This window comes from Pseudomonas sp. MDT1-17 (genome assembly GCF_054898105.1).
On the sequence record NZ_JBUBVM010000001.1, the window covers coordinates 1,177,892 to 1,200,885 of the forward strand.

Genomic DNA, 22,994 nt, shown 5'->3' on the forward strand with positions numbered 1-22,994 from the left:
CATGGCTACCGTTAAAGTAACGCTGATCAAAAGCATGACCGGCCGCATCCCTAACCACAAACTGTGCGTTAAGGGTCTGGGTCTGCGTCGCATCGGTCACACTGTAGAAGTACTTGATACTCCCGAGAATCGCGGGATGATCAACAAGGCTTACTACATGCTGCGTGTCGAGGGTTAATCGATGAAACTCAATGATCTGAGTCCAGCGCCGGGTTCCCGTCGCGAAAAGCATCGTCCGGGCCGTGGTATCGGTAGTGGTTTGGGCAAGACCGGTGGCCGTGGCCACAAAGGTCAGTCCTCCCGTTCCGGTGGCACCATTGCTCCAGGCTTTGAAGGCGGTCAACAGCCGCTGCATCGTCGCCTGCCGAAGTTCGGTTTCGTTTCCCTGAAGGCCATGGACCGCGCAGAAGTGCGTTTGTCCGAGCTGGCTAAAGTGGAAGGCGACATCGTCACCGTGCAGTCCCTGAAAGATGCCAACGTGATCAACGTCAACGTACAGCGTGTGAAAATCATGCTGTCCGGCGAAGTTACTCGCGCTGTTACCATCGGAAAGGGAATCGGCGCCACCAAAGGTGCGCGTGCGGCTATCGAAGCAGCTGGCGGCAAGTTCGAGGAATAAATGGCTAAGCAAGGTGCTCTCTCTGCGCTCGGCAAAGGCGGTATGTCTGAACTCTGGGCTCGTCTGCGTTTTCTGTTCCTGGCGATTATCGTCTACCGAATAGGCGCACACATCCCGGTTCCAGGTATCAACCCGGACCGACTCGCGGACCTGTTTCGACAGAATGAGGGGACCATTCTTAGCTTGTTCAACATGTTTTCCGGCGGCGCGCTGGAGCGGATGAGCATCTTTGCACTGGGGATCATGCCGTATATTTCGGCATCGATCATCATGCAACTGATGACCGCCGTGAGCCCGCAGCTGGAGCAGTTGAAGAAGGAAGGTGAAGCTGGTCGTCGCAAGATTGCCCAGTACACCCGCTACGGCACTGTCGTTCTCGCTCTCGTTCAGGCAATTGGCATGTCCATTGGTCTGGCAGGGCAAGGCGTTTCGTTCACTGGTGACTTTGGCTTCCATTTCGTCGCGGTATCCACTTTTGTGGCTGGTGCGATGTTCATGATGTGGCTGGGTGAGCAGATTACTGAGCGCGGTGTTGGCAACGGTATCTCGATGTTGATTTTCGCAGGTATCGTCGCCGGTCTTCCGAGGGCGATTGGGCAGTCTTTCGAGTCTGCGCGTCAGGGTGATATCAATATTTTCGCCTTGGTTGCCATCGGTTTGTTGGCAGTAGCGATTATCGGTTTCGTGGTGTTCATTGAGCGTGGTCAGCGTCGTATTGCTGTTCATTACGCCAAGCGTCAGCAGGGCCGTAAGGTCTTCGCTGCGCAGACCAGCCACTTGCCGTTGAAAGTGAACATGGCTGGTGTTATTCCAGCCATTTTCGCGAGCAGCATTCTGCTGTTCCCGGCTTCGTTGGGGACCTGGTTTGGTCAGTCTGAAGGTATGGGCTGGCTGCAGGACATCTCGCAGTCGATCGCTCCTGGTCAGCCGTTGAATATTCTGCTGTTTAGTGCAGGGATTATTTTCTTCTGCTTCTTCTATACGGCGTTGATGTTCAATCCGAAAGACGTAGCGGAAAACCTGAAGAAGTCCGGTGCCTTTATTCCGGGTATCCGTCCAGGTGAGCAGTCTGCGCGCTATATTGATGGCGTGCTGACTCGTTTGACCTTGTTCGGTGCTCTATATATGACGGCCGTGTGCCTGCTGCCCCAGTTCCTGGTGGTTGCAGCAAACGTTCCGTTCTACCTTGGCGGGACCTCGTTGCTGATCGTCGTCGTGGTTGTGATGGACTTCATGTCCCAAGTACAATCGCACCTCGTTTCGCACCAGTACGAATCCCTGATGAAGAAAGCCAACCTGAAGGGTTACGGCAGCGGCATGTTGCGCTGAGTACCCATAAGGTTCGAGGAGTTGGTGATGAAAGTTCGTGCATCGGTGAAAAAGCTGTGCCGTAACTGCAAAATTATTCGCCGCGAAGGTGTTGTTCGAGTAATTTGCAGCGCGGAACCGCGTCACAAACAGCGCCAAGGCTGAGTGTGATTGTGTTAAGCCCGGCAGCTAGTGCGCTGCCGGGTTGATTATTTGTTATTACAGCGATATTATCTCGCGCCCTATTTCTTGGCTTCCGGGGCGTAGGTAGCTGTCAATTGGAGTCCCACTGAATGGCCCGTATTGCAGGCGTTAACATTCCAGATAACAAGCATACTGTTATCTCGCTGACCTACATCTATGGTGTTGGTCGCACTACTGCACAGAAGATTTGTGCGGTGACTGGGGTAAACCCAGCGGCAAAGATCAAAGATCTGAGCGACGAGCAGATTGAACAGCTGCGTGGCGAAGTGGCGAAGTTCACCACTGAAGGTGACCTGCGTCGCGAAATCAACATGAAAATCAAGCGTTTGATGGACCTCGGTTGCTATCGCGGTCTGCGTCATCGTCGTGGTCTTCCAGTGCGCGGTCAGCGTACCAAGACCAACGCGCGTACCCGTAAAGGTCCGCGTAAGCCGATCCGCAAGTAATCGCCCCAGCGAATCGACAGGAAATTAATCATGGCTAAACCTGCTGCTCGTCCTCGTAAAAAAGTTAAAAAGACAGTGGTTGATGGCATCGCCCACATCCATGCTTCTTTTAACAACACAATCGTGACCATCACCGACCGTCAAGGCAACGCTCTTTCCTGGGCTACCTCCGGTGGTTCGGGTTTCCGCGGTTCCCGCAAGTCCACCCCGTTTGCTGCTCAAGTAGCTGCTGAACGTGCTGGTCAAGCTGCGCTGGAATACGGTCTGAAAAACCTCGACGTCAACGTCAAAGGTCCAGGCCCAGGTCGTGAATCTGCAGTCCGCGCTTTGAACGGCTGTGGCTACAAGATCGCCAGCATCACCGACGTGACGCCAATCCCGCACAACGGGTGCCGTCCGCCGAAGAAGCGCCGCGTGTAATCCAGGAGATTGTAAAGAATGGCTCGTTACATTGGTCCAAAATGCAAACTCGCTCGTCGCGAAGGCACCGATCTCTTTCTGAAGAGCGGCGTGCGCGCGATCGAATCGAAGTGCAACATTGAAGCAGCACCTGGTATCCACGGCCAACGCCGCGGTCGCCAGTCCGATTACGGCACCCAACTGCGTGAAAAGCAGAAGGTCCGTCGTATCTACGGCGTTCTCGAGCGTCAATTCAGCGGCTACTACAAAGAAGCTGCTGGCAAGAAAGGCGCAACTGGCGAAAACCTGTTGCAACTGCTCGAATGCCGTCTGGACAACGTCGTATACCGTATGGGTTTTGGCTCTACTCGTGCCGAATCCCGTCAGCTGGTATCGCACAAATCCGTAAGCGTTAACGGTCAGACCGTAAACGTGCCGTCGTACCAGGTTCGTGCTGGTGACGTGGTCGCGATTCGCGAGAAAGCAAAGAACCAACTTCGCATTGTCCAAGCTCTCGATCTGTGTGCCCAACGTGGCCGCGTAGAATGGGTAGAAGTAGACACTGAGAAGAAGTCGGGCGTTTTCAAGAACGTTCCAGCTCGCAGTGATCTGTCCGCCGACATCAACGAAAGCCTGATTGTCGAGCTCTACTCCAAGTAAGGGCTAGAAAATAGGTGCATCCATGCAGATTTCGGTAAATGAGTTCCTGACACCCCGCCATATTGATGTGCAGGTTGTCAGTCCAACCCGCGCCAAGATCACTCTCGAGCCTCTCGAGCGTGGTTTCGGCCACACCCTGGGCAACGCGCTGCGCCGCATCCTGTTGTCCTCAATGCCCGGCTGTGCAGTAGTCGAGGCCGAGATTGACGGTGTACTCCATGAGTACAGCGCCATCGAAGGCGTACAGGAAGACGTAATTGAAATCCTGTTGAACCTTAAAGGTCTGGCTATCAAGCTGCACGGTCGTGACGAAGTTACGCTGACCTTGTCGAAGAAGGGTTCGGGGGTGGTTACCGCTGCCGATATTCAGCTGGATCATGATGTCGAGATCGTTAACCCCGATCACGTAATCGCTAACCTGGCGTCTAACGGCGCCCTGAACATGAAGCTCACCGTAGCTCGTGGTCGTGGTTATGAACCGGCAGACTCGCGTCAGAGCGATGAAGACGAAAGCCGCAGCATCGGTCGCTTGCAGCTTGACTCTTCGTTCAGCCCGGTTCGCCGTATCGCATACGTGGTGGAAAACGCCCGTGTCGAGCAGCGTACTAACCTGGACAAGCTGGTTATTGATCTGGAAACCAACGGTACTCTGGATCCTGAAGAGGCTATCCGCCGCGCTGCAACCATTCTGCAACAGCAGTTGGCTGCGTTCGTCGACCTCAAAGGTGACAGTGAGCCAGTGGTTGTTGAGCAGGAAGACGAGATCGATCCGATCCTGCTTCGCCCGGTTGACGATCTGGAACTGACTGTACGTTCGGCTAACTGCCTTAAGGCGGAAAACATCTACTACATCGGTGACCTGATTCAGCGCACCGAAGTAGAGCTGTTGAAGACTCCGAACCTTGGCAAGAAATCCTTGACTGAAATCAAGGACGTTCTGGCCTCCCGCGGTCTGTCCCTCGGCATGCGCCTCGACAACTGGCCGCCTGCAAGTCTTAAGAAGGACGACAAGGCGACTGCCTGATCGTCGTAATCACCGAACGTTGTGTTTGGTAAGGAATGAACCATGCGTCATCGTAAAAGTGGTCGTCACCTGAGCCGCACTAGCTCGCACCGCAAGGCCATGTTTCAAAACATGGCAGTGTCGCTGTTCGAGCACGAGCTGATCAAAACTACACTGCCGAAAGCTAAAGAACTGCGTCGCGTTGCTGAGCCGCTGATCACTTTGGCCAAGACAGACAGCCTGGCTAACCGCCGTCTGGCTTTCGACCGTACTCGTTCGAAAGCTATCGTTGGTAAGCTCTTCAACGACTTGGGCAAGCGTTACGCTACCCGTGAGGGTGGCTACCTGCGCATCCTCAAGTGCGGTTTCCGCACTGGCGACAACGCGCCTATGGCGTACGTCGAGTTGGTTGATCGTCCTGCCGGCGGTGAAGCTGTATCCGCTGAGTAAGACGTCAGTCTGAAACGAAGAACCGGGCCTAGTGCCCGGTTTTTTGTGCCTGTAAAAAACGCGCTGCTTGTACAAGCTTCACTGCGGTTCATGCCGTCATTATGTGAACGGGATTGTTGGTAGTTTTTTTCTATTGATGTCTGCAAGTTAATGAATTTGTAGGTGTGCTGATCGATGGTCAATACTCCCTCCCAAGCCGATTAGCCGGCAGTTCCAAAACTGACAGAGGAAGAAGATCGCATGAGCCAAAACAAAACGCTTACGACCGCCAGTGGCGCTCCTGTCGCCGACAACCAGAATTCCCGTTCCGCCGGTCCTCGTGGCCCACTGCTGCTCGACGACTTTCACCTGATCGAGAAGCTTGCCCACTTCAACCGTGAAAACATCCCTGAGCGTCGTGTGCACGCCAAAGGCTCGGGCGCTTACGGTAAGTTCACTGTGACGCGTGACATCACTGAGTACACCAGCGCCAAGCTGTTCGAGTCCGTCGGCAAGCAAACCCCGACCTTCCTGCGGTTTTCCACCGTAGGCGGCGAGCGCGGTTCGGCTGATACCGAGCGCGATCCACGCGGCTTCGCTCTCAAGTTCTATACCGAAGAAGGCAACTGGGACATCGTTGGCAACAACACGCCGGTGTTCTTCATTCGCGATCCACTGAAATTCCCCGATTTCATTCACACCCAAAAACGCCTGCCGCAAAGTAACCTGAAAAGCGCACAAATGATGTGGGACTTCTGGTCCCATTCGCCTGAGGCGTTGCACCAGGTCACCATTCTGTTCTCGGATCGCGGTATTCCTGATGGCTACCGCCACATGCACGGCTTCGGCAGCCACACTTACAGCCTGATCAACGCCAATGACGAGCGTCACTGGGTGAAGTGGCACTACAAGACCCAGCAAGGGATCAAAAACCTGGCACCGACAGAAGCGGCACGCCTGGCCGGTACCGATCCGGATTATGCGCAGCGTGATCTGTTCGGCGCGATTGAGCGCGGTGATTTCCCGAAATGGCGCGTGTGCATCCAGGTCATGACCGAGGCTCAGGCCGCGGCGCACTACGAGAACCCGTTTGACGTGACCAAGACCTGGTCGCAGAAAGAGTTTCCGCTGATCGAAGTGGGCGAGTTGGAGCTCAACCGCAACCCGCTGAATTACTTTGCTGAAGTCGAGCAAGCAGCGTTTGGTCCGAGCAACATGGTCCCGGGTGTCGGTTTGTCGCCTGATCGCATGCTGCAGGGTCGAGTGTTCGCTTACGCCGATGCTCACCGCTACCGTATTGGCACCAACCACCAGCAATTGCCGGTGAACGCACCTCGCAGCCCGGTGAACAGCTATCAGCGCGATGGTTCGATGGCATTTGGCAGCAATGGCGGTGCGGCACCTAACTACGAGCCGAACAGCTACGTTGAGTCGCCGAAACAGGCGCCTCGCTATGCAGAGCCCGCGTTGGCCCTGAGCGGCGCGGCTGATCGTTACGATCATCGCGAAGATACCGACTATTACAGCCACGCCGGAGCGCTGTTCCGTCTGATGAGTGATGAGCAGAAAGCCCTGCTGGTCAACAACATTGCCGGCGCCATGGGCGGGGTTTCCGGCGACGTGATTGACCGTCAATTACAGCATTTCTTCAGGGCCGACCCGGCGTATGGAGAAGCAATTGCAACGGCGTTGGGCGTACAGCTTAACGAAGTCTAAACGAGAAGCAGAACCGCCCTCATTTGGGCGGTTTTTGCGTTATTTAAACCACTTTTCTCAGAATATCTTCGCTTTTAACGCGCAAGCAGAGTGACCAAACAGTCCGCTTGGTTCAAACTACAGACTTTCAAGCAGGGAGATGTAGGGCGATGCAAGGCCACCCAGACGTAATCGATTACCTCAACACGTTGCTGACCGGCGAGCTGGCGGCACGTGATCAATATTTCATCCATTCGCGGATGTACGAGGACTGGGGTTTCACCGAGCTCTACGAACGTATCAACCACGAGATGGAAGAAGAGGCGCAGCACGCTGACGCCCTGATGCGCCGCATTCTTATGCTCGAAGGCACTCCGCGCATGCGTGCGGACGACCTGGATGTCGGCACCACAGTGCCTGACATGCTCGCTGCTGACCTGCGTCTGGAATACAAAGTCCGCGCCGCACTCTGCAAGGGCATCGAGCTTTGCGAGGTTCACAAAGACTACGTCAGCCGCGAAATGCTGCGTATCCAGCTGAATGACACCGAAGAAGATCACACCTACTGGCTCGAGAAGCAGCTGGGTCTGATCAAGTTGATCGGTCTGGAGAATTACCTGCAATCGCAGTGCTGATTCCGCCGTCTACAAAAAAGCCCCTGTCACTTAAGAAGTGACAGGGGCTTTTTCGTAGGCCTGATTCAGGCTTTGTCGCGAGCCAGCAGCGGTTTGAGGTAGAAGCCCGTGTGAGACTGCTTCATCTCCGCCACTTCTTCCGGCGTACCGACAGCAATGATCTGGCCGCCCTTGGAACCGCCTTCCGGCCCAAGATCCACCAACCAGTCGGCAGTCTTGATAACGTCCAGGTTGTGCTCGATCACCACCACGGTGTTGCCGTGATCGCGCAGGCGGTGCAGCACGTCGAGCAATTGCTGGATATCTGCGAAGTGCAGGCCGGTCGTCGGCTCATCGAGGATATACAGCGTCTTGCCGGTATCGCGCTTGGACAGTTCGCGGGACAGCTTCACCCGCTGGGCTTCACCACCCGACAGCGTGGTCGCTGACTGCCCGAGCTTGATGTACGAAAGGCCGACATCCATCAACGTCTGAAGTTTGCGCGCCAGGGCCGGAACCGCGTCGAAGAACACTCGCGCTTCCTCGATCGTCATCTCGAGGGTTTCGTGGATGTTCTTGCCCTTGTACTTGATCTCCAGAGTCTCGCGGTTGTACCGCTTGCTCTTGCAGACATCGCACGGGACGTAGATGTCCGGCAGGAAGTGCATTTCCACCTTGATCAGGCCATCGCCCTGACACGCTTCGCAACGTCCGCCCTTCACGTTGAAGGAGAAACGTCCAGGACCATATCCGCGTGAGCGGGACTCCGGCACACCGGCGAACAGTTCGCGAATGGGTGTGAACAGTCCGGTGTAGGTCGCTGGGTTGGAACGCGGCGTCCGACCGATCGGGCTCTGGTCGATGTCGACGACCTTGTCCAAATGTTCCAGACCTTTGATGCTGTCGTGAGCGGCAGCTTCAAGCGTCGTTGCACCGTTGAGTGCCGTGGCGCTCAAAGGAAACAACGTGTTGTTGATCAGCGTCGATTTGCCCGAGCCGGACACGCCGGTGACGCAAGTCAGCAGACCAATTGGAATATCCAGATCGACATTGCGCAAGTTGTTGCCGCGAGCGCCCTTGAGGGACAGCGACAACTTCTTGTTACGGGGCGTGCGTTTGGCCGGAACGGCAATCTTCACCCGCCCCGACAGGTATTTGCCGGTCAACGAATCCGGGTGAGCCATGACCTCGGCCGGCGTACCTTCGGCAACGATATGCCCGCCGTGTACACCTGCGCCCGGCCCGATATCCACCACGTAGTCGGCCAGACGAATTGCATCTTCGTCATGCTCGACCACGATCACCGTGTTGCCGATGTCACGCAGGTGCTTGAGCGTGCCGAGCAGCCGATCGTTGTCCCGCTGATGCAGACCGATGGACGGCTCGTCGAGGATGTACAGAACCCCTACCAGTCCGGCGCCAATCTGACTGGCCAGACGGATGCGCTGAGCTTCACCGCCGGACAACGTGTCGGCACTGCGATCGAGCGACAAATAGTCGAGGCCAACGTTGACCAGAAACTGCAGGCGCTCGCGGATTTCCTTGAGAATCTTGTCGGCAATTTCGCCGCGACGGCCAGTCAGCTTCAGCACGCCAAAGTATTCGCAGGCGTCGCCAATTGGCAGATTGGTTACCGCCGGCAGCGTCTTCTCGCCCACCCAAACGTGCCGCGCCTCACGACGCAGGCGCGTGCCGCGACAATCAGGGCAATGCTGGGTGCTGAGGAACTTGGCCAGCTCTTCGCGCACCGAGGCTGACTCGGTTTCGCGGTAGCGACGTTCCAGGTTCGGCACGATGCCTTCGAACGGGTGCGAGCGTTTGACGATGTCGCCACGGTCGTTGAGGTATTTGAAGTCGACGTTCTGCGAGCCGCTTCCGTGCAGGATGTACTTCTGCTGATCGGCCGGCAGATCGTTGAACGGTACTTCGAGGCTGAACGTGTAGTGTGCGGCCAGCGACCCGAGCATCTGGAAGTAATAGACGTTGCGCCGGTCCCAGCCGCGAATCGCGCCTTCCGCCAGCGTCAGTTCGCCATTCACCAATCGCTTGATGTCGAAGAATTGCTTAACGCCAAGGCCATCGCAGGTCGGGCAAGCGCCGGCCGGGTTGTTGAAAGAGAACAGCTTGGGTTCCAGCTCGCTGATGGCGTGGCCGCAAATCGGGCAAGCGAAACGCGCGGAGAAGATGATCTCTTCGCCGGGCTCGTCGTCCATCGGCGCTACCAGGGCGATGCCGTCCGCCAGCTTCAAGGCGGTCTCGAACGACTCGGCCAGGCGCTGTTGCAGGTCGGCGCGGACCTTGAAGCGGTCGACCACCACATCGATCGAATGCTTCTTTTGTTTATCCAGCTTCGGCAACTCGTCCAGCTCGCAGAGCCTGCCGTTGACCCGGGCCCGCACAAAGCCCTGGGCACGCAACTCTTCAAAAACCGACAGATGTTCGCCTTTACGCTCGCGGATCACCGGGGCCAGCAGCATAAGCTTGCTACCCTCCGGTTGAGCCATGACCAGGTCGACCATCTGGCTGACGGTCTGGGCTTCCAGCGGAATGTCGTGATCCGGGCAACGCGGAATACCCACGCGAGCGTATAGCAGGCGCAGGTAATCGTAGATTTCGGTGATGGTGCCGACCGTCGAACGCGGGTTGTGTGAGGTCGACTTCTGTTCGATGGAAATCGCTGGCGACAAACCTTCGATGGTGTCGACGTCAGGTTTTTCCATCATCGACAGGAACTGCCGGGCGTAGGCCGACAGTGATTCGACGTAACGGCGCTGGCCTTCGGCATACAGCGTGTCGAAGGCCAGGGACGATTTGCCGGATCCGGACAGGCCGGTGATGACGATCAGTTTGTCCCGTGGCAGGGTCAGGTCGATGTTCTTCAGGTTGTGGGTTCGGGCCCCACGAATCAGGATCTTGTCCAAAGTGGCCTCGCTCGGCGGGCGTCGAAAACGTAGGAGTATACGGCCAAATACTGGATGGATGCACACTATCAAATGAGCGGGTCGCAGCCTTACATGAAGACTGTGTCAGCAGAGCGCGTCAAAGCGTCGCGATATACCCCGTCAATCGATGGGACTGGTAGAATCGCCGCCGGTTCACATGAGGTTTTTCCATGCACGATCCCCACAGCGAACGCATGAGTGGCAGTGAGACCCGCGCAGCAAGCGGTCTGGCCCTGGTGTTCGCCTTCCGTATGCTTGGCATGTTCATGGTGTTGCCGGTACTGGCGACCTATGGGATGGATCTGGCGGGAGCGACCCCGGCCCTCATCGGGCTGGCGATTGGCGCTTACGGCTTGACCCAGGCGATCTTTCAGATTCCTTTCGGCTTCATTTCCGACCGCATCGGTCGTCGTCCGGTGATTTACCTGGGGCTGATCGTCTTCGCCCTCGGTAGCGTGCTGGCGGCCAATGCCGATTCGATCTGGGGCGTGATCGCCGGACGAATCCTGCAAGGCGCGGGGGCGATTTCCGCGGCGGTGATGGCGTTACTGTCAGACCTGACCCGCGAACAGCATCGGACCAAAGCCATGGCCATGATCGGCATGACGATCGGTCTGTCTTTCGCTGTCGCGATGGTTGTAGGACCGTTGCTGACCCGCGCATTCGGCCTGTCCGGGTTGTTCCTTGCTACGGGCGGCATGGCGCTGTTCGGCATCGTGATCGTGATGTTCATGGTGCCGCGAGCCAACGGCCCGTTGCAGCATCGCGAATCCGGCGTCGCGCGCCAAGCGTTGATACCGACGCTCAAGCACCCGGACCTGCTGCGCCTGGACCTGGGCATTTTTGTGTTGCACGCGATGTTGATGTCGAGCTTCGTTGCGTTGCCTTTGGCGCTGGTCGAAAAAGCCGGGTTGCCTAAAGAGCAGCACTGGTGGGTGTACCTGACCGCGCTGCTGATTTCCTTCTTCGCCATGATCCCGTTCATTATCTACGGCGAGAAGAAACGCAAAATGAAACGAGTTTTATTGGGCGCAGTGCTGACGCTGATGCTCACTGAGCTATTCTTCTGGCAGTTCGGCGATAGCTTGCGGGCTCTGGTGATCGGTACGGTGGTGTTTTTCACCGCGTTCAATCTGCTGGAAGCTTCCTTGCCATCGCTGATCAGCAAGGTTTCACCGGCAGGCGGCAAGGGCACGGCGATGGGGGTTTATTCCACCAGCCAGTTCCTCGGTTCGGCACTGGGCGGCATCCTCGGCGGCTGGTTGTTCCAGCATGGCGGTTTGTCGGTTGTGTTCCTGGGATGCGCCGGTCTGGCTGCCCTCTGGCTGGCCTTTGCTGTTACCATGCGCGAACCTCCCTACGTGACGAGCCTGCGCTTGCCGTTGTCGCCCGAGGCGATCCGCGAAGCGGGTCTGGTCGAGCGCCTGAAGGCCGTCGTAGGGGTAACGGATGCAGTGATCGTCGAAGATGAAGCGGCGATTTACATCAAATTGGACACCGAACTATTGGATCGCACCACCCTTGAACGCCTGGTGAACAACCCGGCCGGGGCAGCGTGCGTAGCCTAGGAGAACGTTATGGCCCGTGGGGTTAACAAAGTCATATTGGTCGGCACTTGCGGCCAGGATCCCGAAGTTCGCTACTTGCCTAACGGTAACGCCGTGACCAACCTGAGTCTGGCGACCAGCGAACAGTGGACCGACAAGCAAACCGGTCAGAAGGTCGAGAAGACCGAATGGCACCGTGTGTCGATGTTCGGCAAGGTTGCCGAGATCGCCGGCGAGTACCTGCGTAAAGGTTCGCAGGTCTACATCGAAGGCAAGCTGCAGACCCGCGAGTGGGAAAAAGACGGTATCAAGCGTTACACCACCGAAATCGTGGTCGACATGCAAGGCACCATGCAACTGCTGGGCGGCCGTCCACAGCAGGGCGACCAGCAAGGCGGGGGCAATAACTACCAGCAGTCCGCCCCAGCTCCACGCCAACAGGCTCCGCGTCCTCAGCAGTCGGCACCGCAGCAGTCGCGCCAGGCTCCAGCTCCACAGCAGGCAGCTCCGCAACCGGCTCCGGATTTCGACAGCTTTGATGACGATATTCCTTTCTGAAAAACAGCTATTTAAGAAGTGACAACATCTGAAGCGAAGCCATTGATCTGGCTTCGCTTTTTTGTTGGCGCTGTTAACGGGGCAAAGTGGTTACATTGGCCCGTGCCGAGTGCAGTTTCTTGTAGCTATCGATCAACCGCAGGTGCCGGTCGAGCCCCTCCAGTTTCATGCTGGTCGGCGTCAAGCCATAGAAGCGCACGCTTGCGTCCACCGAGCCGATCGCTGCATCCGTCCGCTCGGTGCCAAACATCCGGCGGAAATTGGCCTCGTAGTCTTCCAGTTCCAGGTCTTCGTCCAGCTTCATTTCCAGCACCACATTGACCGCCTGGTAGAACAAGCCGCGCTCAACCGTGTTGTCGTTGTACTGCAGGAACATTTCCACCGCCTCTTTCGCCTCTTCAAATTGCTGCAAGGCGAGATAAATCAGTAGCTTCAACTCCAGGATCGTCAGCTGACCCCACGCCGTATTGTCGTCAAATTCGATGCCGATCAAACTGGTGATGTCGGTGTAGTCGTCCAGCTCACTTTCCACCAGACGCTCAACCAGCGCTTGCAGTTCGCTTTCGTCCAGGCGATGCAGGTTCAGGATATCGGCGCGGAAGAACAGCGCTTTGTTGGTGTTATCCCAGATCAGATCATCTGCGGGATAGATTTCCGAATAGTCCGGCACCAGGATGCGGCACGCCTTGGCGCCGATATGCTCGTAGACGGCCATGTACACTTCTTTGCCCATGCCTTTGAGAATGCCGAACAAGGTTGCGGCTTCCTCGGCATTCGAATTTTCGCCCTGGCCGGAGAAGTCCCACTCCACGAATTCGTAATCCGATTTGGCACTGAAGAAGCGCCACGACACCACGCCGCTGGAGTCGATAAAGTGCTCGACGAAGTTATTCGGCTCGGTCACCGCATGACCTTCAAACGTCGGCTGAGGCAGATCGTTGAGGCCTTCGAAACTGCGGCCCTGCAACAATTCGGTCAGGCTGCGTTCCAGCGCCACTTCCAGGCTCGGGTGGGCGCCGAACGAGGCGAACACACCGCCGGTACGCGGGTTCATCAACGTGACGCACATCACCGGGAATTCACCGCCCAGGGACGCATCTTTCACCAGCACCGGGAACCCTTGCTCTTCCAGCGCCTGAATGCCGGCCAGAATCCCGGGATACTTCGCCAGCACCTCGGCCGGCACATCGGGCAGAGCAAATTCGCCTTCGATGATTTCGCGTTTTACCGCGCGCTCGAAGATCTCCGACAGGCACTGCACCTGGGCTTCGGCCAGCGTGTTACCGGCACTCATGCCGTTGCTCAGGAACAGGTTTTCGATCAGATTGGACGGGAAATACACCACCGCGCCGTCCGACTGGCGCACGTACGGCAGCGAGCAAATCCCGCGCTCTTCGTTGCCCGAGTTGGTGTCGATCAGGTGGGAGCCACGCAGCTCGCCGTCGCGGTTGTAAATTTTCAGGCAGTACTCGTCGAGAATTTCGGCCGGCAGTGCATCTTTACGGCCAGGCTTGAACCAGCGTTCGTCCGGGTAATGCACAAACGGCGCGTTGGCGATGTCTTCGCCCCAGAACTGGTCGTTGTAGAAGAAGTTGCAGTTGAGTCGCTCGATAAACTCGCCCAGCGCCGACGCTAACGCGCCTTCTTTGGTCGCACCCTTGCCATTGGTGAAGCACATCGGCGAGTGCGCGTCGCGGATGTGCAGCGACCACACATTGGGAACGATATTGCGCCACGAAGCGATTTCAATCTTCATGCCCAGGTCAGCCAGAATGGCTGACATATTGGCGATGGTCTGCTCCAGCGGCAGGTCTTTGCCCGCGATATAGGTGCCAGCCGCTGAACTGGAAGCAGGCATCAACAACGCCTGGGCGTCGGCGTCGAGGTTTTCCACTTCTTCGATCACAAACTCAGGCCCGGCTTGCACCACTTTTTTCACGGTGCAGCGATCGATGGAGCGCAGGATGCCTTGGCGGTCCTTGTCGGAGATGTCCGCAGGCAGCTCGACCTGAATCTTGAATATCTGGTTGTAGCGGTTTTCCGGATCAACAATGTTGTTCTGCGACAGGCGGATGTTTTCGGTGGGAATACTGCGAGTGTCGCAGTACAACTTTACGAAATAAGCCGCACACAAAGCCGATGAAGCGAGAAAGTAATCGAACGGACCAGGTGCCGAGCCATCGCCCTTGTAGCGGATAGGCTGATCGGCCACGACTGTGAAGTCATCGAACTTTGCTTCAAGCCGAAGGTTGTCGAGAAAGTTGACCTTGATTTCCATGGGGATTACCAGAATAACGGGCTAGACGATTTGGTCGCCATTATCCGGCTTTTCGGCCGTAAGTCTCAGAAAAAAGGCCAGTCATGTGCGCACGCGACTGGCCTTCTTTGTTTCGGGAGCGTCGGATTGCAGCACCCGAGGCAGAAGCGTTGGTCAGTGATGCGCCGCCAGGAACTCGTCAGTGGACACCACGCTGGCATAGGCAAAACCCAGGGCCGACATAAAGGCTGCATGCACGTGGGCTGCCGGCACGGTGAGGCCGTTGAACTCCAGGTCACGGGAGGCGCAGGCGTCGTGAATCACCGTGACGGTGTAGCCAAGATCGGCGGCGGCGCGGGTGATGCCGTCGACACACATGTGGCTCATACTGCCGACGACGACCAGTTCCTTGATGCCTTGCTGATCGAGGATTGACTGTAGTTCGGTCTCGCGGAACGAGTTGACGAAGTGTTTGAGCACGACCGGCTCGTCGGCACGGTTGAGGACTTTGGGGTGCAGCTTCGCGCCCTCGGAGCCCGGCGTGAAGAAGGGCGCTTCGTCGGAGGTGAATTCGTGGCGGATGTGCACCACCGAATCACCCGCATCGCGGAAGGCTTTGATCAACCGTACGGCGTTGTCCGCAGCGGCGTCGGCACCGACCAGTGGCCACTTGCCTTGGGGGAAGTAGTCGTTTTGGATATCGACTACGATGAGGGCTTGCTTGGCCATGACTGTTTCCTCGAAGTGCTTGTTGGGTGTGGATTGAAGTATTGGGTTTAGCAGGCCGTCCGAGGATTGGCCGCACCGACAATAGAAGGGGGAAAACTGACAATGGACGCAGAAAGGGCAATCGCCGAGCTGGGCGTGTTGATCTATCCCGGCGCGCAGATGGCGGCGGTGCATGGGTTGACGGACTTGTTCGGGGTGGCGAACCGGATTGCCAGCGAGCATCAGGCCGCGCAGTTGCCATTGCTGCGGGTCAGCCATTGGCAGGCCGATGGCGATCAGATGCCCGAGCGGGTCTACGACAGTCATCCCGCTCCAGACGGCAAGTTGGTGGCGGTGTTGATCCCGCCATCGATTGCCGGTTTTTCCCCAGGCCAGGCGTCGCAGTCGTTGAACCGCTGGCTGCGTCAGCAACACGCGAATGGCGCGACACTCGGCGGGGTGTGCGTGGGGTCTATTTTGTTGGCCGAAAGCGGCCTTCTTGACGGTCGTAGCGCCACCACCCACTGGACCTCGGCCAACGCTTTCGCCGAGCGTTATCCTGCGATCAAGCTCAAAGCCGACACCCCCATTGTTGACGACGGCGACCTGATCACCACCGCCGGGCTGATGGCCTGGTCCGAACTGGGCTTGCGTCTGGTCAACCGTCTGCTGGGGCCGAGCATCGCCACTAGCACCGCGCGGTTTCTGGTGGTGGAACACAGCGACAGCGCGAGCGAGTGCGGCAGCAACTTTTCACCGATCCTCAGCCATGGCGATGCCTCGATTCTCAAGGTCCAGCATTGGCTGCAAAGCACCGGAGCGAGCGATGTGTCGCTGATGATGATGGCTGAGCGGGCAGGGCTGGAAGAGCGCACTTTTCTGCGTCGATTTCGCGCGGCAACCGGGCTCAAACCCACCGAATACTGTCAGCACCTGCGGGTCGGCAAGGCTCGGGAAATGCTCGAATTCACCAATGGCACCATTGATCACATTGCCTGGACGGTGGGTTATCAGGATCCGAGTGCCTTTCGGGCGACGTTCAAGAAAATTACCGGGTTGGCGCCGAGTGATTACCGGACACGGTTCGGTGTGGGAGCGAGTCAGGGGTGAGCGAAAGTCGTGCAAAATGCCGGAGTTGAAACTCTTGTCGTGCAGAATAATGCAGGCACGGCGCCATCATTCTTTTCGCAACTGGCTGATTTGATAAACGTTTGTCTTCGCCCCCCCTTGGCCTGATCTCTGCACCTCCTCCATTACATTCATCAAACGCAGATTGAAGGGGGACGCATGACCCCAACAAATCACAAGAAACTGGTGGTCGCCCACTCCGTGCGCCCCGAAGCACCGTTGCACGAAGTAGAAACCAATCGTGCGCTGGCGCGTTGGCTCGCGCAGATTCTGGGGCTTAAATACGGCGGCAGTTACGACCCCAAGCTTCACAACGGTCGAGACCTTTATCTGATTCCGACCCAGACGCTGGTTGGCGCCGCTGCCGCCCGGCAATTAGGCGTCAAGGGGCCGGAGGATTTGTGGGGCGGTTACGTCGACCATGACTTCATCTGCACCAAAGCCATCAGTCACGGGTTATGCAACAAAAATGCTCACGCTCCGGAAGGCTGGTCGCCGTTGTTTTCCGAACGTGTGCGCAGCGTGGTGCTCGATGGCCTCAGCGTCTTTTCCCTGGAGGATGCGCGCCCTGCGGCAGAGCATCTGCTCTACAGCGGCCCGATCCGTATCAAGCCTATTCATGCCTGCGCCGGACGCGGTCAGGAAGTGATCAAAAGCCTCGACCAGTTCGATGCCATCCTCGCCAGAGCCGATGCCGAAACGCTGTTCACCGAAGGCGTGGTGCTGGAACAGGACCTGGGCCAAGTGATCACCCACAGCGTCGGTCAGAGCTTTATCGGCGACAAGGTGCTGAGTTATTGCGGTGATCAGTACTTGACCAAAGACGGTCAGGGCGAGCAGGTTTATGGAGGCTCCAACCTGCTGGTGGTTCAGGGGTATTACGACGATTTGCTCGAACTGGACCTGCCGGACGATGTGCGGCTGGCGATTCGGCAGGCGCAAGTGTTCGACAGCGCCGCGGATGAGGCTTATCCCGGTTTCTACGCCTCGCGGCGCAACTACGACATCGCCCAAGGTGTGGACAGTCACGGCAAACAGCGCAGTGGCGTGCTCGAGCAGTCCTGGCGGATGGGCGGTGCCAGCAGCGCCGAAGTCGCCGCCTTGCAGAGCTTCGTCAACGACCCCGGGATGCGCGCGATTCGCGTGTCTTCGGTCGAGACCTACATCGACCAGCCGCTGCCGACGGACGCCATAGAGGTGTATCGCGGGCCGGCGCAAAACAGTGACTTTCTTCTCAAGTACGTAACGGTTAAATCCTATGACGGCTAGAAGCGAAACCATTCAGATCGACATCGACGATGAACAGATGATCGGGACTTTTCTCAGCCCCAAATCAAAAGTCCCCGGCGTGCTCTTTGTGCACGGTTGGGGTGGCAGTCAGGAACGGGACCTGCTACGGGCCAAAGGCATCGCGGGTTTGGGGTGCGTGTGCCTGACGTTCGACTTGCGCGGGCACACCGGCGGGACGGGTATTGCGCTGAGTCGAGTGACGCGCGAAGACAACCTGCGCGACCTGCTGGCGGCGTATGACCGCTTGCTCGCGCACCCAGCGCTCGATACACCGGCGATTGCCGTGGTCGGCACCAGCTATGGCGGTTATCTGGCCTCGATCCTGACGTCATTGCGTCCGGTGCGCTGGCTGGCGCTGCGGGTGCCGGCGCTGTATCGCGATGATCAATGGCACACGCCCAAGCGTGACCTGGATAAGCTCGATTTACGTGATTACCGCCGCACGTTAGTCCGCGCCGACAGCAATCGTGCGCTGCATGCCTGTTCGCAGTTCACCGGGGATGTGCTGCTGGTCGAATCAGAGACTGACGACTACGTGCCCCACGCCACCATCATGAGTTACCGCGCGGCCTGCCAGCAGACTCACTCGTTGACCCACCGGATTATCGACGGAGCCGACCACGCCTTGAGCGAACCTGTTTCGCAACAGGCGTACACCTCGATCCTGGTGGGCTGGATCACCGAGATGGTGGTGGGTGAGCGGTTGAGCATTATTCAATCCAGCTGAGATTTGCGGTGTTCTTGCAATCATTCGCGAGCAGGCTCGCTCCCACATTAGACTGCGATCAACTGTGGGAGCGAGCCTGCTCGAGAAGGCGGCATCCGCCTCACCGCAACCTTCAGGAAGGTTTCTTCTCGATCCGCAACGACTTGGCCTTGGCCTCCACGATCAGGTACATCACCAGGGTAATCAGTAGCGGCAGGATGAAATAGATCGCCCGATACGCTAGTAATCCGCCCACCAGGCTCCCTCGGGACGCTTCATGTTGCAGCAGCGCCACGAACACCGCTTCCAATACGCCGAGCCCGGCGGGAATGTGCGTGATGACCCCGGCAATCGCGCTGATCAGCAACACCCCAAGCACCAGCGGATAATCCAGCTTGCTCGGCAGCAGGGTGAAAATCACCGCGGCCATCAGCGACCAATTCAGTGCCCCGAGGGCCAGTTGCAGCACCGCCATGCGCAGGGAGGGCAAGTTGATTTCTACCCCGCGTATCGACCATTCCCGACGCTTGGAAAACTGACACGCCACCAGATACCCCGCGCTTACCAGCAGCAGCAACACGCCTACACCTTGCAATGCGCCTGTGCTCAGCTTCCAGCCTGGTGGCATTCGCACCAGCCCGCTGCTGAACACCGCGCCGGCAATCACCATGTAACCGAACCAGTTGGTCGCCAGGCTCAACCCGAGAATTTTCGCGATGTTGCCCTTGCTCACCCCGAGTCGCGAATACAGTCGATAACGCATGGCGATGCCACCGACCCAGGCACTCAGGTTGAGGTTGAAGGCATAGCTGATTATCCCCACCGGCAGGATCTGCTTCCACGTCAGGTCCTGGCGAATGTAGGTACGACCAATCAGATCGAAACAGGCGTAGACCAGAAAACTCACCAAGGTCAGGCTGAATGCGATGATCAGCGTGCGCACCTTGAGATCAGCCAGGGTGTCGAACACTTCGTTCCATTCGATGCGCTGGGCGAGCATCGTAATCAGCACGATCAGCGCCAAAAAAAACAGCATCGTCAGCGGCCGTTTCCAGCGTCTCCAGCGAGATTTGCTCGGGCTGTCGGCGTGGGCCGTCGGGTGTGCGTCAGCGCGGTTCATGGTGGTCGCTCCCGGCCGGATGAATGAACCGCTTCAGGCGCGGTTTATGCGCCGGCAGCCAACCGGCCCAGGCTGGGAAATGCCGCAAAAAGTGAAACACCAGAAAGCCGACGGTCATGTGCCAGATCCGTCCGCGCGGGGTTTTGTCGGCGGACATGGCCTTGCAATGGTTGTTACTCAGGTCTTCGAGGCGTTTGAACAGGTCGCGGTTGAAGGCGCGATCGCGGATCAACACATTGGCTTCCAGGTTCATCGACAGACTCAATGGGTCGAGGTTGCTCGAACCGACCGTGCTCCAATCCTCATCCACCAGCGCGACCTTGCCGTGTAAGGGACGGTCGCAATATTCGTAAATCTGCACGCCGGATTTGAGCAGGTAGTCATAAGTCATGCGCGCGGCGAGTTTGGCCACCAGCATATCGGGCTGACCTTGCAGGATCAGCCGCACATCGACGCCACGGAGCGCCGCGTTGCGGATCTCGCGTAGCAGGCGATAGCCTGGAAAGAAGTAGGCGTTCGCGATCACGACTCGGCGCTTGGCACTGCGCAGCACCTGGCGGTAAACCTCTTCGATGTCGGTCGGATGCTCGCCGTTGTCGCGGAACACCAGGCGAACCTGGCCGTCATGATCGCTGAACGCCAGTTCCGAGCGCCGTTGCCTGCGCCGTTGCCACCAGTATTTGGCGCGAGCCGGGCGACCGCTTTGCAGCAGGGCGAAGTGATGAATGTCGGCCACCGCCGGGCCTTGTACTTCAACGGAATAATCCTGCTTGGCCTCCGGGCCGAAGTCAGCCAAATGGTCGGCGGAAAAGTTGATGCCGCCGATGAACGCAATCGTGCCGTCGACCACCACGATCTTGCGGTGCAGGCGGCGGAACCAGTTGGTGCGGATGCCCAAATGTTTCGGCGCCGGATCGAAAATCTGGATGCGCACGCCGGCCTCGCTCAGGGCGGTGAGGTATCCCGTGCTCAGTTCGCCGCAGCCAAAGCCATCGAGACTGGCGGTGATCCGCACGCCGCGTTGAGCGGCGGCGATCAGTACTTCCTGCAGCTCATTACCCACCTTGTCCTCGAACACAATGAAGGTTTCCAGCAGGATTTCAGTCTTGGCCTGACGCATGGCCTCGAACACCCGAGGGAAATACGCTTCGCCGTTTTCCAGCATGTCTACGCGGTTGTTGCCTTGCCAGCCATATTCGACGTCTACCACGCCCGGTTCACGGATCGGCGGGGTTGTGGATAGGTGCTCCACGTTGGTTTTATCCATCGATGGGCTGCTCATAGCTCGATCTCCACCGATAGCGGTGCGTGGTCGGAAAGGTGTGACCAGGGGCGCGCGGCCAGCACTTGCGGGTGACTGGCCTTGAGATTGCGGACGTAGATGCGGTCAAGGCGCAACGCCGGCAAACGTGCTGGAAAACTGCGCGCCGGTTTGCCGTGGAGCTCGGCGAAAACTTCCCGTAAACCGCAGGGTGTGAGCAGCGCATCGGCACGCTGGCGCCAGTCGTTGAAGTCACCGGCAACGATCACCGGGGCATCGCTCGGCAGTTCTTTGAGGCGCTGGGCCAGCAACTGGAGTTGTTCGGTCCGGTGGGTTTCGCGAAGGCCCAGATGCACACAAATGGCATGCACTTCCTGGCCATCACCGGGCAGGCGCAGCACGCAATGCAGGATGCCGCGGTTCTCGTGACCGTTGATGGACACGTCGAGGTTGTCGTGGCGAATGATCTGGAATTTCGACAGCAGCGCATTGCCGTGATCGCCCGCCGGATAGACCGCGTTGCGTCCATAGGCGAACTGCGGCCACAGGGTGTCGGCGAGGAATTCGTATTGCGGTATCGGCGGCCAATTGTCGTAGCGCTGGGGATGATGCTCGTGGGTGCCGTGGACTTCCTGCAAAAACACCACGTCGGCGGACACGCTGCGCACCGCTTCACGCAACTCGGGCAGGATGAAACGCCGGTTGAGGGCGGTGAAACCCTTGTGCGTGTTGACCGTCAGCACGGTGAAGCGGCGCACGGCGGTGATGATTGATTGCTGTTCGTCGGTGGTGCCGACCGGTTCGGGAATGCTCATGACAGCACTCCTTCGGCGGCCAGTTCACCGGGACGGGTGGCGAGGTCTTTATCCAGATGAAAGCGCTCTAGCAAGCGGCGGGCATCGAAGGGCGCGCGGACTTTGATGTCGTTGTCGAAGTAGCAAAACACCTCACGGGACTTGCGTGCTTTGGGTTTTTGCCGGGGCGCGATCAGCTGCGGGTCGCTCGGTTGCTGGCCGTGATGCCAGACCTCGATCCGGTCGCCCCAGCGTTTCAGTGCCTCGCAGGTGTAACCGCTGGCATAGAGCTCTTCGGCACCGTGCAGGCGCAGGTAGACGAAGTCGCTGGTGAGGTCTTCGCGGTACGGCCATTTACCGGCGGTGTCGGCGATAACCAGCGCAGCATTGTGGCGTTTGAGCAGGCGGACGAATGCCGGGTCGACGAAGCTCTCGTTTCTGATCTCCACGGCATGGCGCAAAGGCTTTTTCCCGTAGGCCTTCATGCTGGCGCGACCGTTCAGGCGCGATTCGTGTTGATGGGCGAGGGCGGCGGCCTCTTCGGTGTTGTGGGGCAACTGCTCCAGAAAGGTTTCGAACAACTCGGCATCGAATTTAAAATTGGGCGGGAATTGCCAGAGGATCGGACCTAGTTTGTCTTTGAGTTCCAGCACGCCGGAGGCGAAGAAATTCGCCAAGGGTTTATGGATGTCTCGCAGTCGCCTGATGTGAGTAATGAAGCGCGGGGCTTTGACGCTGAAGACGAAGCCCGCCGGGGTTTCTGTGTACCACTGGGCGTAGCGTTCAGGCCGTTGCAGGGCGTAAAACGATCCATTGATTTCAATGCTGTTGACCGCCCGTGAGGCGAATTGCAATTCGCGCTTGTGGGTCAGCCCCTTCGGGTAGAAATCCCCCCGCCAGGGCGTGTAGCGCCAGCCTGAAATACCGATGTGAATCGCCGCCATATCGCCTCCCGTCTAATGGTCTCGGACTGCCCCTGTCTTTTGATGACTGCGGGACGTGCGAGAAAGTTTCGACGGGAGTACGGATGGCAAAGCAAAGATCGCAGCCTGCGGCAGCTCCTACAGAGGCATGTGAACACCTGTAGGAGCTGCCGAAGGTTCGGGCCCAACGCCCAATGCGTACAGGCTGACCAGCAGGCCGCCGGACGGCAGGCTGACACCGAGGTCGGCGCCGATAGTGGGTAACAGGCCAACGATGACGAACTCGGTCGTCCCGATGGCGAAGGCGCTGAGGGTCAGCGCGAGCAAGGCAATGGGCATGGCTGCAACTCCGGTGGATTGATTGATGGGGCGCAGTGTCCGGG

General features: G+C 58.1%; 23 protein-coding genes and 1 pseudogene. 16 read left to right on the forward strand and 8 right to left on the reverse strand.

Going from position 1 to position 22,994, the window contains the following annotated elements; translation table 11 throughout:
• The first annotated feature begins 1 nt into the window (after window position 1).
• From rpmD to bfr, 11 genes are all read left to right on the forward strand, one after another.
• Window positions 2–178, forward strand: coding sequence for a 50S ribosomal protein L30 (gene rpmD / locus ACYZTX_RS05130; RefSeq protein ID WP_003186033.1), 177 nt, complete (start codon window positions 2–4; stop codon window positions 176–178).
• 3 nt (window positions 179–181) lie between these two features.
• Entirely contained in the window at window positions 182–619 is a 438-nt protein-coding gene (gene rplO / locus ACYZTX_RS05135) for a 50S ribosomal protein L15 (RefSeq protein ID WP_007896782.1), read from the forward strand.
• Complete coding sequence (gene secY, locus ACYZTX_RS05140; RefSeq protein WP_008073883.1) at window positions 620–1,948, forward strand: preprotein translocase subunit SecY; 1,329 nt, start codon at window positions 620–622, stop codon at window positions 1,946–1,948.
• A gap of 27 nt (window positions 1,949–1,975) precedes the next feature.
• Window positions 1,976–2,092, forward strand: coding sequence for a 50S ribosomal protein L36 (gene rpmJ, locus ACYZTX_RS05145; RefSeq protein WP_002555468.1), 117 nt, complete (start codon window positions 1,976–1,978; stop codon window positions 2,090–2,092).
• A 128-nt stretch (window positions 2,093–2,220) separates the two neighbouring features.
• Window positions 2,221–2,577, forward strand: a complete 357-nt coding sequence (gene rpsM / locus ACYZTX_RS05150; RefSeq protein ID WP_003186020.1) for a 30S ribosomal protein S13 — start codon at window positions 2,221–2,223, stop codon at window positions 2,575–2,577.
• Window positions 2,578–2,607: 30 nt separating this feature from the next.
• Entirely contained in the window at window positions 2,608–2,997 is a 390-nt protein-coding gene (gene rpsK, locus ACYZTX_RS05155) for a 30S ribosomal protein S11 (RefSeq protein WP_002555466.1), read from the forward strand.
• Between the two features lie 18 nt (window positions 2,998–3,015).
• On the forward strand, window positions 3,016–3,636 hold the full coding sequence (gene rpsD, locus ACYZTX_RS05160) for a 30S ribosomal protein S4 (RefSeq protein ID WP_003210056.1): 621 nt from the start codon (window positions 3,016–3,018) through the stop codon (window positions 3,634–3,636).
• A gap of 22 nt (window positions 3,637–3,658) precedes the next feature.
• Window positions 3,659–4,660: a DNA-directed RNA polymerase subunit alpha gene (locus tag ACYZTX_RS05165; RefSeq protein ID WP_003186012.1), complete on the forward strand. Its 1,002-nt coding sequence runs from the start codon at window positions 3,659–3,661 to the stop codon at window positions 4,658–4,660.
• Window positions 4,661–4,702: 42 nt separating this feature from the next.
• A complete protein-coding gene (rplQ, locus tag ACYZTX_RS05170) occupies window positions 4,703–5,089 on the forward strand; it encodes a 50S ribosomal protein L17 (protein ID WP_008145500.1) in 387 nt (128 codons plus the stop codon).
• A 240-nt stretch (window positions 5,090–5,329) separates the two neighbouring features.
• A complete protein-coding gene (locus tag ACYZTX_RS05175; protein ID WP_462033203.1) occupies window positions 5,330–6,784 on the forward strand; it encodes a catalase in 1,455 nt (484 codons plus the stop codon).
• Between the two features lie 149 nt (window positions 6,785–6,933).
• Window positions 6,934–7,398, forward strand: coding sequence for a bacterioferritin (gene bfr / locus ACYZTX_RS05180; protein WP_462033204.1), 465 nt, complete (start codon window positions 6,934–6,936; stop codon window positions 7,396–7,398).
• A 65-nt stretch (window positions 7,399–7,463) separates the two neighbouring features.
• Here bfr and uvrA read toward each other — a convergent pair whose 3' ends face one another.
• Window positions 7,464–10,298 (reverse strand): excinuclease ABC subunit UvrA, encoded by a 2,835-nt coding sequence (gene uvrA / locus ACYZTX_RS05185; RefSeq protein WP_462033205.1) that lies wholly within the window; start codon window positions 10,296–10,298, stop codon window positions 7,464–7,466.
• Between the two features lie 191 nt (window positions 10,299–10,489).
• Here uvrA and ACYZTX_RS05190 point away from each other — a divergent pair, with 191 nt between their 5' ends.
• Window positions 10,490–11,887: an MFS transporter gene (locus ACYZTX_RS05190; protein ID WP_462033206.1), complete on the forward strand. Its 1,398-nt coding sequence runs from the start codon at window positions 10,490–10,492 to the stop codon at window positions 11,885–11,887.
• A 9-nt stretch (window positions 11,888–11,896) separates the two neighbouring features.
• Window positions 11,897–12,424, forward strand: a complete 528-nt coding sequence (locus tag ACYZTX_RS05195) for a single-stranded DNA-binding protein (RefSeq protein ID WP_016969466.1) — start codon at window positions 11,897–11,899, stop codon at window positions 12,422–12,424.
• A gap of 73 nt (window positions 12,425–12,497) precedes the next feature.
• Here the strand turns inward: ACYZTX_RS05195 and ACYZTX_RS05200 are convergent, their stop codons facing one another.
• Together ACYZTX_RS05200 and ACYZTX_RS05205 are read right to left on the reverse strand one after the other, a co-directional pair.
• Window positions 12,498–14,702 carry an OsmC domain/YcaO domain-containing protein gene (locus ACYZTX_RS05200; RefSeq protein ID WP_462033207.1) on the reverse strand — a complete coding sequence of 735 codons (2,205 nt, stop codon included), beginning with the start codon at window positions 14,700–14,702 and terminating at the stop codon, window positions 12,498–12,500.
• A 153-nt stretch (window positions 14,703–14,855) separates the two neighbouring features.
• The gene (locus ACYZTX_RS05205; protein ID WP_462033208.1) at window positions 14,856–15,410 is read right to left on the reverse strand and encodes a cysteine hydrolase family protein; all 555 of its coding nucleotides are present in this window, start codon (window positions 15,408–15,410) and stop codon (window positions 14,856–14,858) included.
• Between the two features lie 102 nt (window positions 15,411–15,512).
• Between ACYZTX_RS05205 and ACYZTX_RS05210 the strand changes: the two genes are divergently transcribed.
• The 3 genes from ACYZTX_RS05210 (at window position 15,513) to ACYZTX_RS05220 (ending at window position 18,534) form a co-directional block, all read left to right on the forward strand.
• Window positions 15,513–16,499: a GlxA family transcriptional regulator gene (locus tag ACYZTX_RS05210; protein ID WP_462033209.1), complete on the forward strand. Its 987-nt coding sequence runs from the start codon at window positions 15,513–15,515 to the stop codon at window positions 16,497–16,499.
• A gap of 177 nt (window positions 16,500–16,676) precedes the next feature.
• The gene (locus ACYZTX_RS05215) at window positions 16,677–17,786 is read left to right on the forward strand and encodes a DUF3182 family protein (RefSeq protein WP_462033210.1); all 1,110 of its coding nucleotides are present in this window, start codon (window positions 16,677–16,679) and stop codon (window positions 17,784–17,786) included.
• Entirely contained in the window at window positions 17,776–18,534 is a 759-nt protein-coding gene (locus ACYZTX_RS05220; protein WP_462033211.1) for an alpha/beta hydrolase family protein, read from the forward strand. The genes ACYZTX_RS05215 and ACYZTX_RS05220 overlap by 11 nt, the downstream gene beginning before the upstream one ends.
• A 112-nt stretch (window positions 18,535–18,646) precedes the next feature.
• On the opposite strand, the gene ACYZTX_RS05225 is transcribed toward ACYZTX_RS05220, so the two are convergent.
• The 5 genes and pseudogenes from ACYZTX_RS05225 to ACYZTX_RS05245 all read right to left on the reverse strand — a co-directional run.
• Window positions 18,647–19,633 (reverse strand): lysylphosphatidylglycerol synthase domain-containing protein, encoded by a 987-nt coding sequence (locus ACYZTX_RS05225; RefSeq protein ID WP_462033212.1) that lies wholly within the window; start codon window positions 19,631–19,633, stop codon window positions 18,647–18,649.
• Window positions 19,620–20,915 carry a cardiolipin synthase ClsB gene (gene clsB / locus ACYZTX_RS05230; protein WP_462033213.1) on the reverse strand — a complete coding sequence of 432 codons (1,296 nt, stop codon included), beginning with the start codon at window positions 20,913–20,915 and terminating at the stop codon, window positions 19,620–19,622. The genes ACYZTX_RS05225 and clsB overlap by 14 nt, the downstream gene beginning before the upstream one ends.
• On the reverse strand, window positions 20,912–21,709 hold the full coding sequence (locus ACYZTX_RS05235; protein ID WP_462033214.1) for an endonuclease/exonuclease/phosphatase family protein: 798 nt from the start codon (window positions 21,707–21,709) through the stop codon (window positions 20,912–20,914). The genes clsB and ACYZTX_RS05235 overlap by 4 nt, the downstream gene beginning before the upstream one ends.
• The gene (locus ACYZTX_RS05240; protein ID WP_462033215.1) at window positions 21,706–22,632 is read right to left on the reverse strand and encodes a DUF72 domain-containing protein; all 927 of its coding nucleotides are present in this window, start codon (window positions 22,630–22,632) and stop codon (window positions 21,706–21,708) included. Before ACYZTX_RS05240 ends, ACYZTX_RS05235 begins: the two co-directional genes overlap by 4 nt.
• Window positions 22,633–22,797: 165 nt before the next feature.
• Window positions 22,798–22,950, reverse strand: a pseudogene (locus ACYZTX_RS05245) (MFS transporter); the annotation flags it as partial.
• Window positions 22,951–22,994: the final 44 nt, after the last annotated feature.

Excerpts from the sequence above, each read along its gene's own strand:
- rpmD (WP_003186033.1), top strand. The coding sequence starts at position 2 with ATGGCTACCGTTAAAGTAACGCTGATCAAAAGCATGACCGGCCGCATC.
- rplO (WP_007896782.1), top strand. The coding sequence starts at position 182 with ATGAAACTCAATGATCTGAGTCCAGCGCCGGGTTCCCGTCGCGAAAAG.
- secY (WP_008073883.1), top strand. The coding sequence starts at position 620 with ATGGCTAAGCAAGGTGCTCTCTCTGCGCTCGGCAAAGGCGGTATGTCT.
- rpmJ (WP_002555468.1), top strand. The coding sequence starts at position 1,976 with ATGAAAGTTCGTGCATCGGTGAAAAAGCTGTGCCGTAACTGCAAAATT.
- rpsM (WP_003186020.1), top strand. The coding sequence starts at position 2,221 with ATGGCCCGTATTGCAGGCGTTAACATTCCAGATAACAAGCATACTGTT.
- rpsK (WP_002555466.1), top strand. The coding sequence starts at position 2,608 with ATGGCTAAACCTGCTGCTCGTCCTCGTAAAAAAGTTAAAAAGACAGTG.
- rpsD (WP_003210056.1), top strand. The coding sequence starts at position 3,016 with ATGGCTCGTTACATTGGTCCAAAATGCAAACTCGCTCGTCGCGAAGGC.
- ACYZTX_RS05165 (WP_003186012.1), top strand. The coding sequence starts at position 3,659 with ATGCAGATTTCGGTAAATGAGTTCCTGACACCCCGCCATATTGATGTG.
- rplQ (WP_008145500.1), top strand. The coding sequence starts at position 4,703 with ATGCGTCATCGTAAAAGTGGTCGTCACCTGAGCCGCACTAGCTCGCAC.
- ACYZTX_RS05175 (WP_462033203.1), top strand. The coding sequence starts at position 5,330 with ATGAGCCAAAACAAAACGCTTACGACCGCCAGTGGCGCTCCTGTCGCC.
- bfr (WP_462033204.1), top strand. The coding sequence starts at position 6,934 with ATGCAAGGCCACCCAGACGTAATCGATTACCTCAACACGTTGCTGACC.
- ACYZTX_RS05190 (WP_462033206.1), top strand. The coding sequence starts at position 10,490 with ATGCACGATCCCCACAGCGAACGCATGAGTGGCAGTGAGACCCGCGCA.
- ACYZTX_RS05195 (WP_016969466.1), top strand. The coding sequence starts at position 11,897 with ATGGCCCGTGGGGTTAACAAAGTCATATTGGTCGGCACTTGCGGCCAG.
- ACYZTX_RS05200 (WP_462033207.1), bottom strand. The coding sequence starts at position 14,702 with ATGGAAATCAAGGTCAACTTTCTCGACAACCTTCGGCTTGAAGCAAAG.
- ACYZTX_RS05205 (WP_462033208.1), bottom strand. The coding sequence starts at position 15,410 with ATGGCCAAGCAAGCCCTCATCGTAGTCGATATCCAAAACGACTACTTC.
- ACYZTX_RS05210 (WP_462033209.1), top strand. The coding sequence starts at position 15,513 with ATGGACGCAGAAAGGGCAATCGCCGAGCTGGGCGTGTTGATCTATCCC.
- ACYZTX_RS05215 (WP_462033210.1), top strand. The coding sequence starts at position 16,677 with ATGACCCCAACAAATCACAAGAAACTGGTGGTCGCCCACTCCGTGCGC.
- ACYZTX_RS05220 (WP_462033211.1), top strand. The coding sequence starts at position 17,776 with ATGACGGCTAGAAGCGAAACCATTCAGATCGACATCGACGATGAACAG.
- ACYZTX_RS05225 (WP_462033212.1), bottom strand. The coding sequence starts at position 19,633 with ATGAACCGCGCTGACGCACACCCGACGGCCCACGCCGACAGCCCGAGC.
- clsB (WP_462033213.1), bottom strand. The coding sequence starts at position 20,915 with ATGAGCAGCCCATCGATGGATAAAACCAACGTGGAGCACCTATCCACA.
- ACYZTX_RS05235 (WP_462033214.1), bottom strand. The coding sequence starts at position 21,709 with ATGAGCATTCCCGAACCGGTCGGCACCACCGACGAACAGCAATCAATC.
- ACYZTX_RS05240 (WP_462033215.1), bottom strand. The coding sequence starts at position 22,632 with ATGGCGGCGATTCACATCGGTATTTCAGGCTGGCGCTACACGCCCTGG.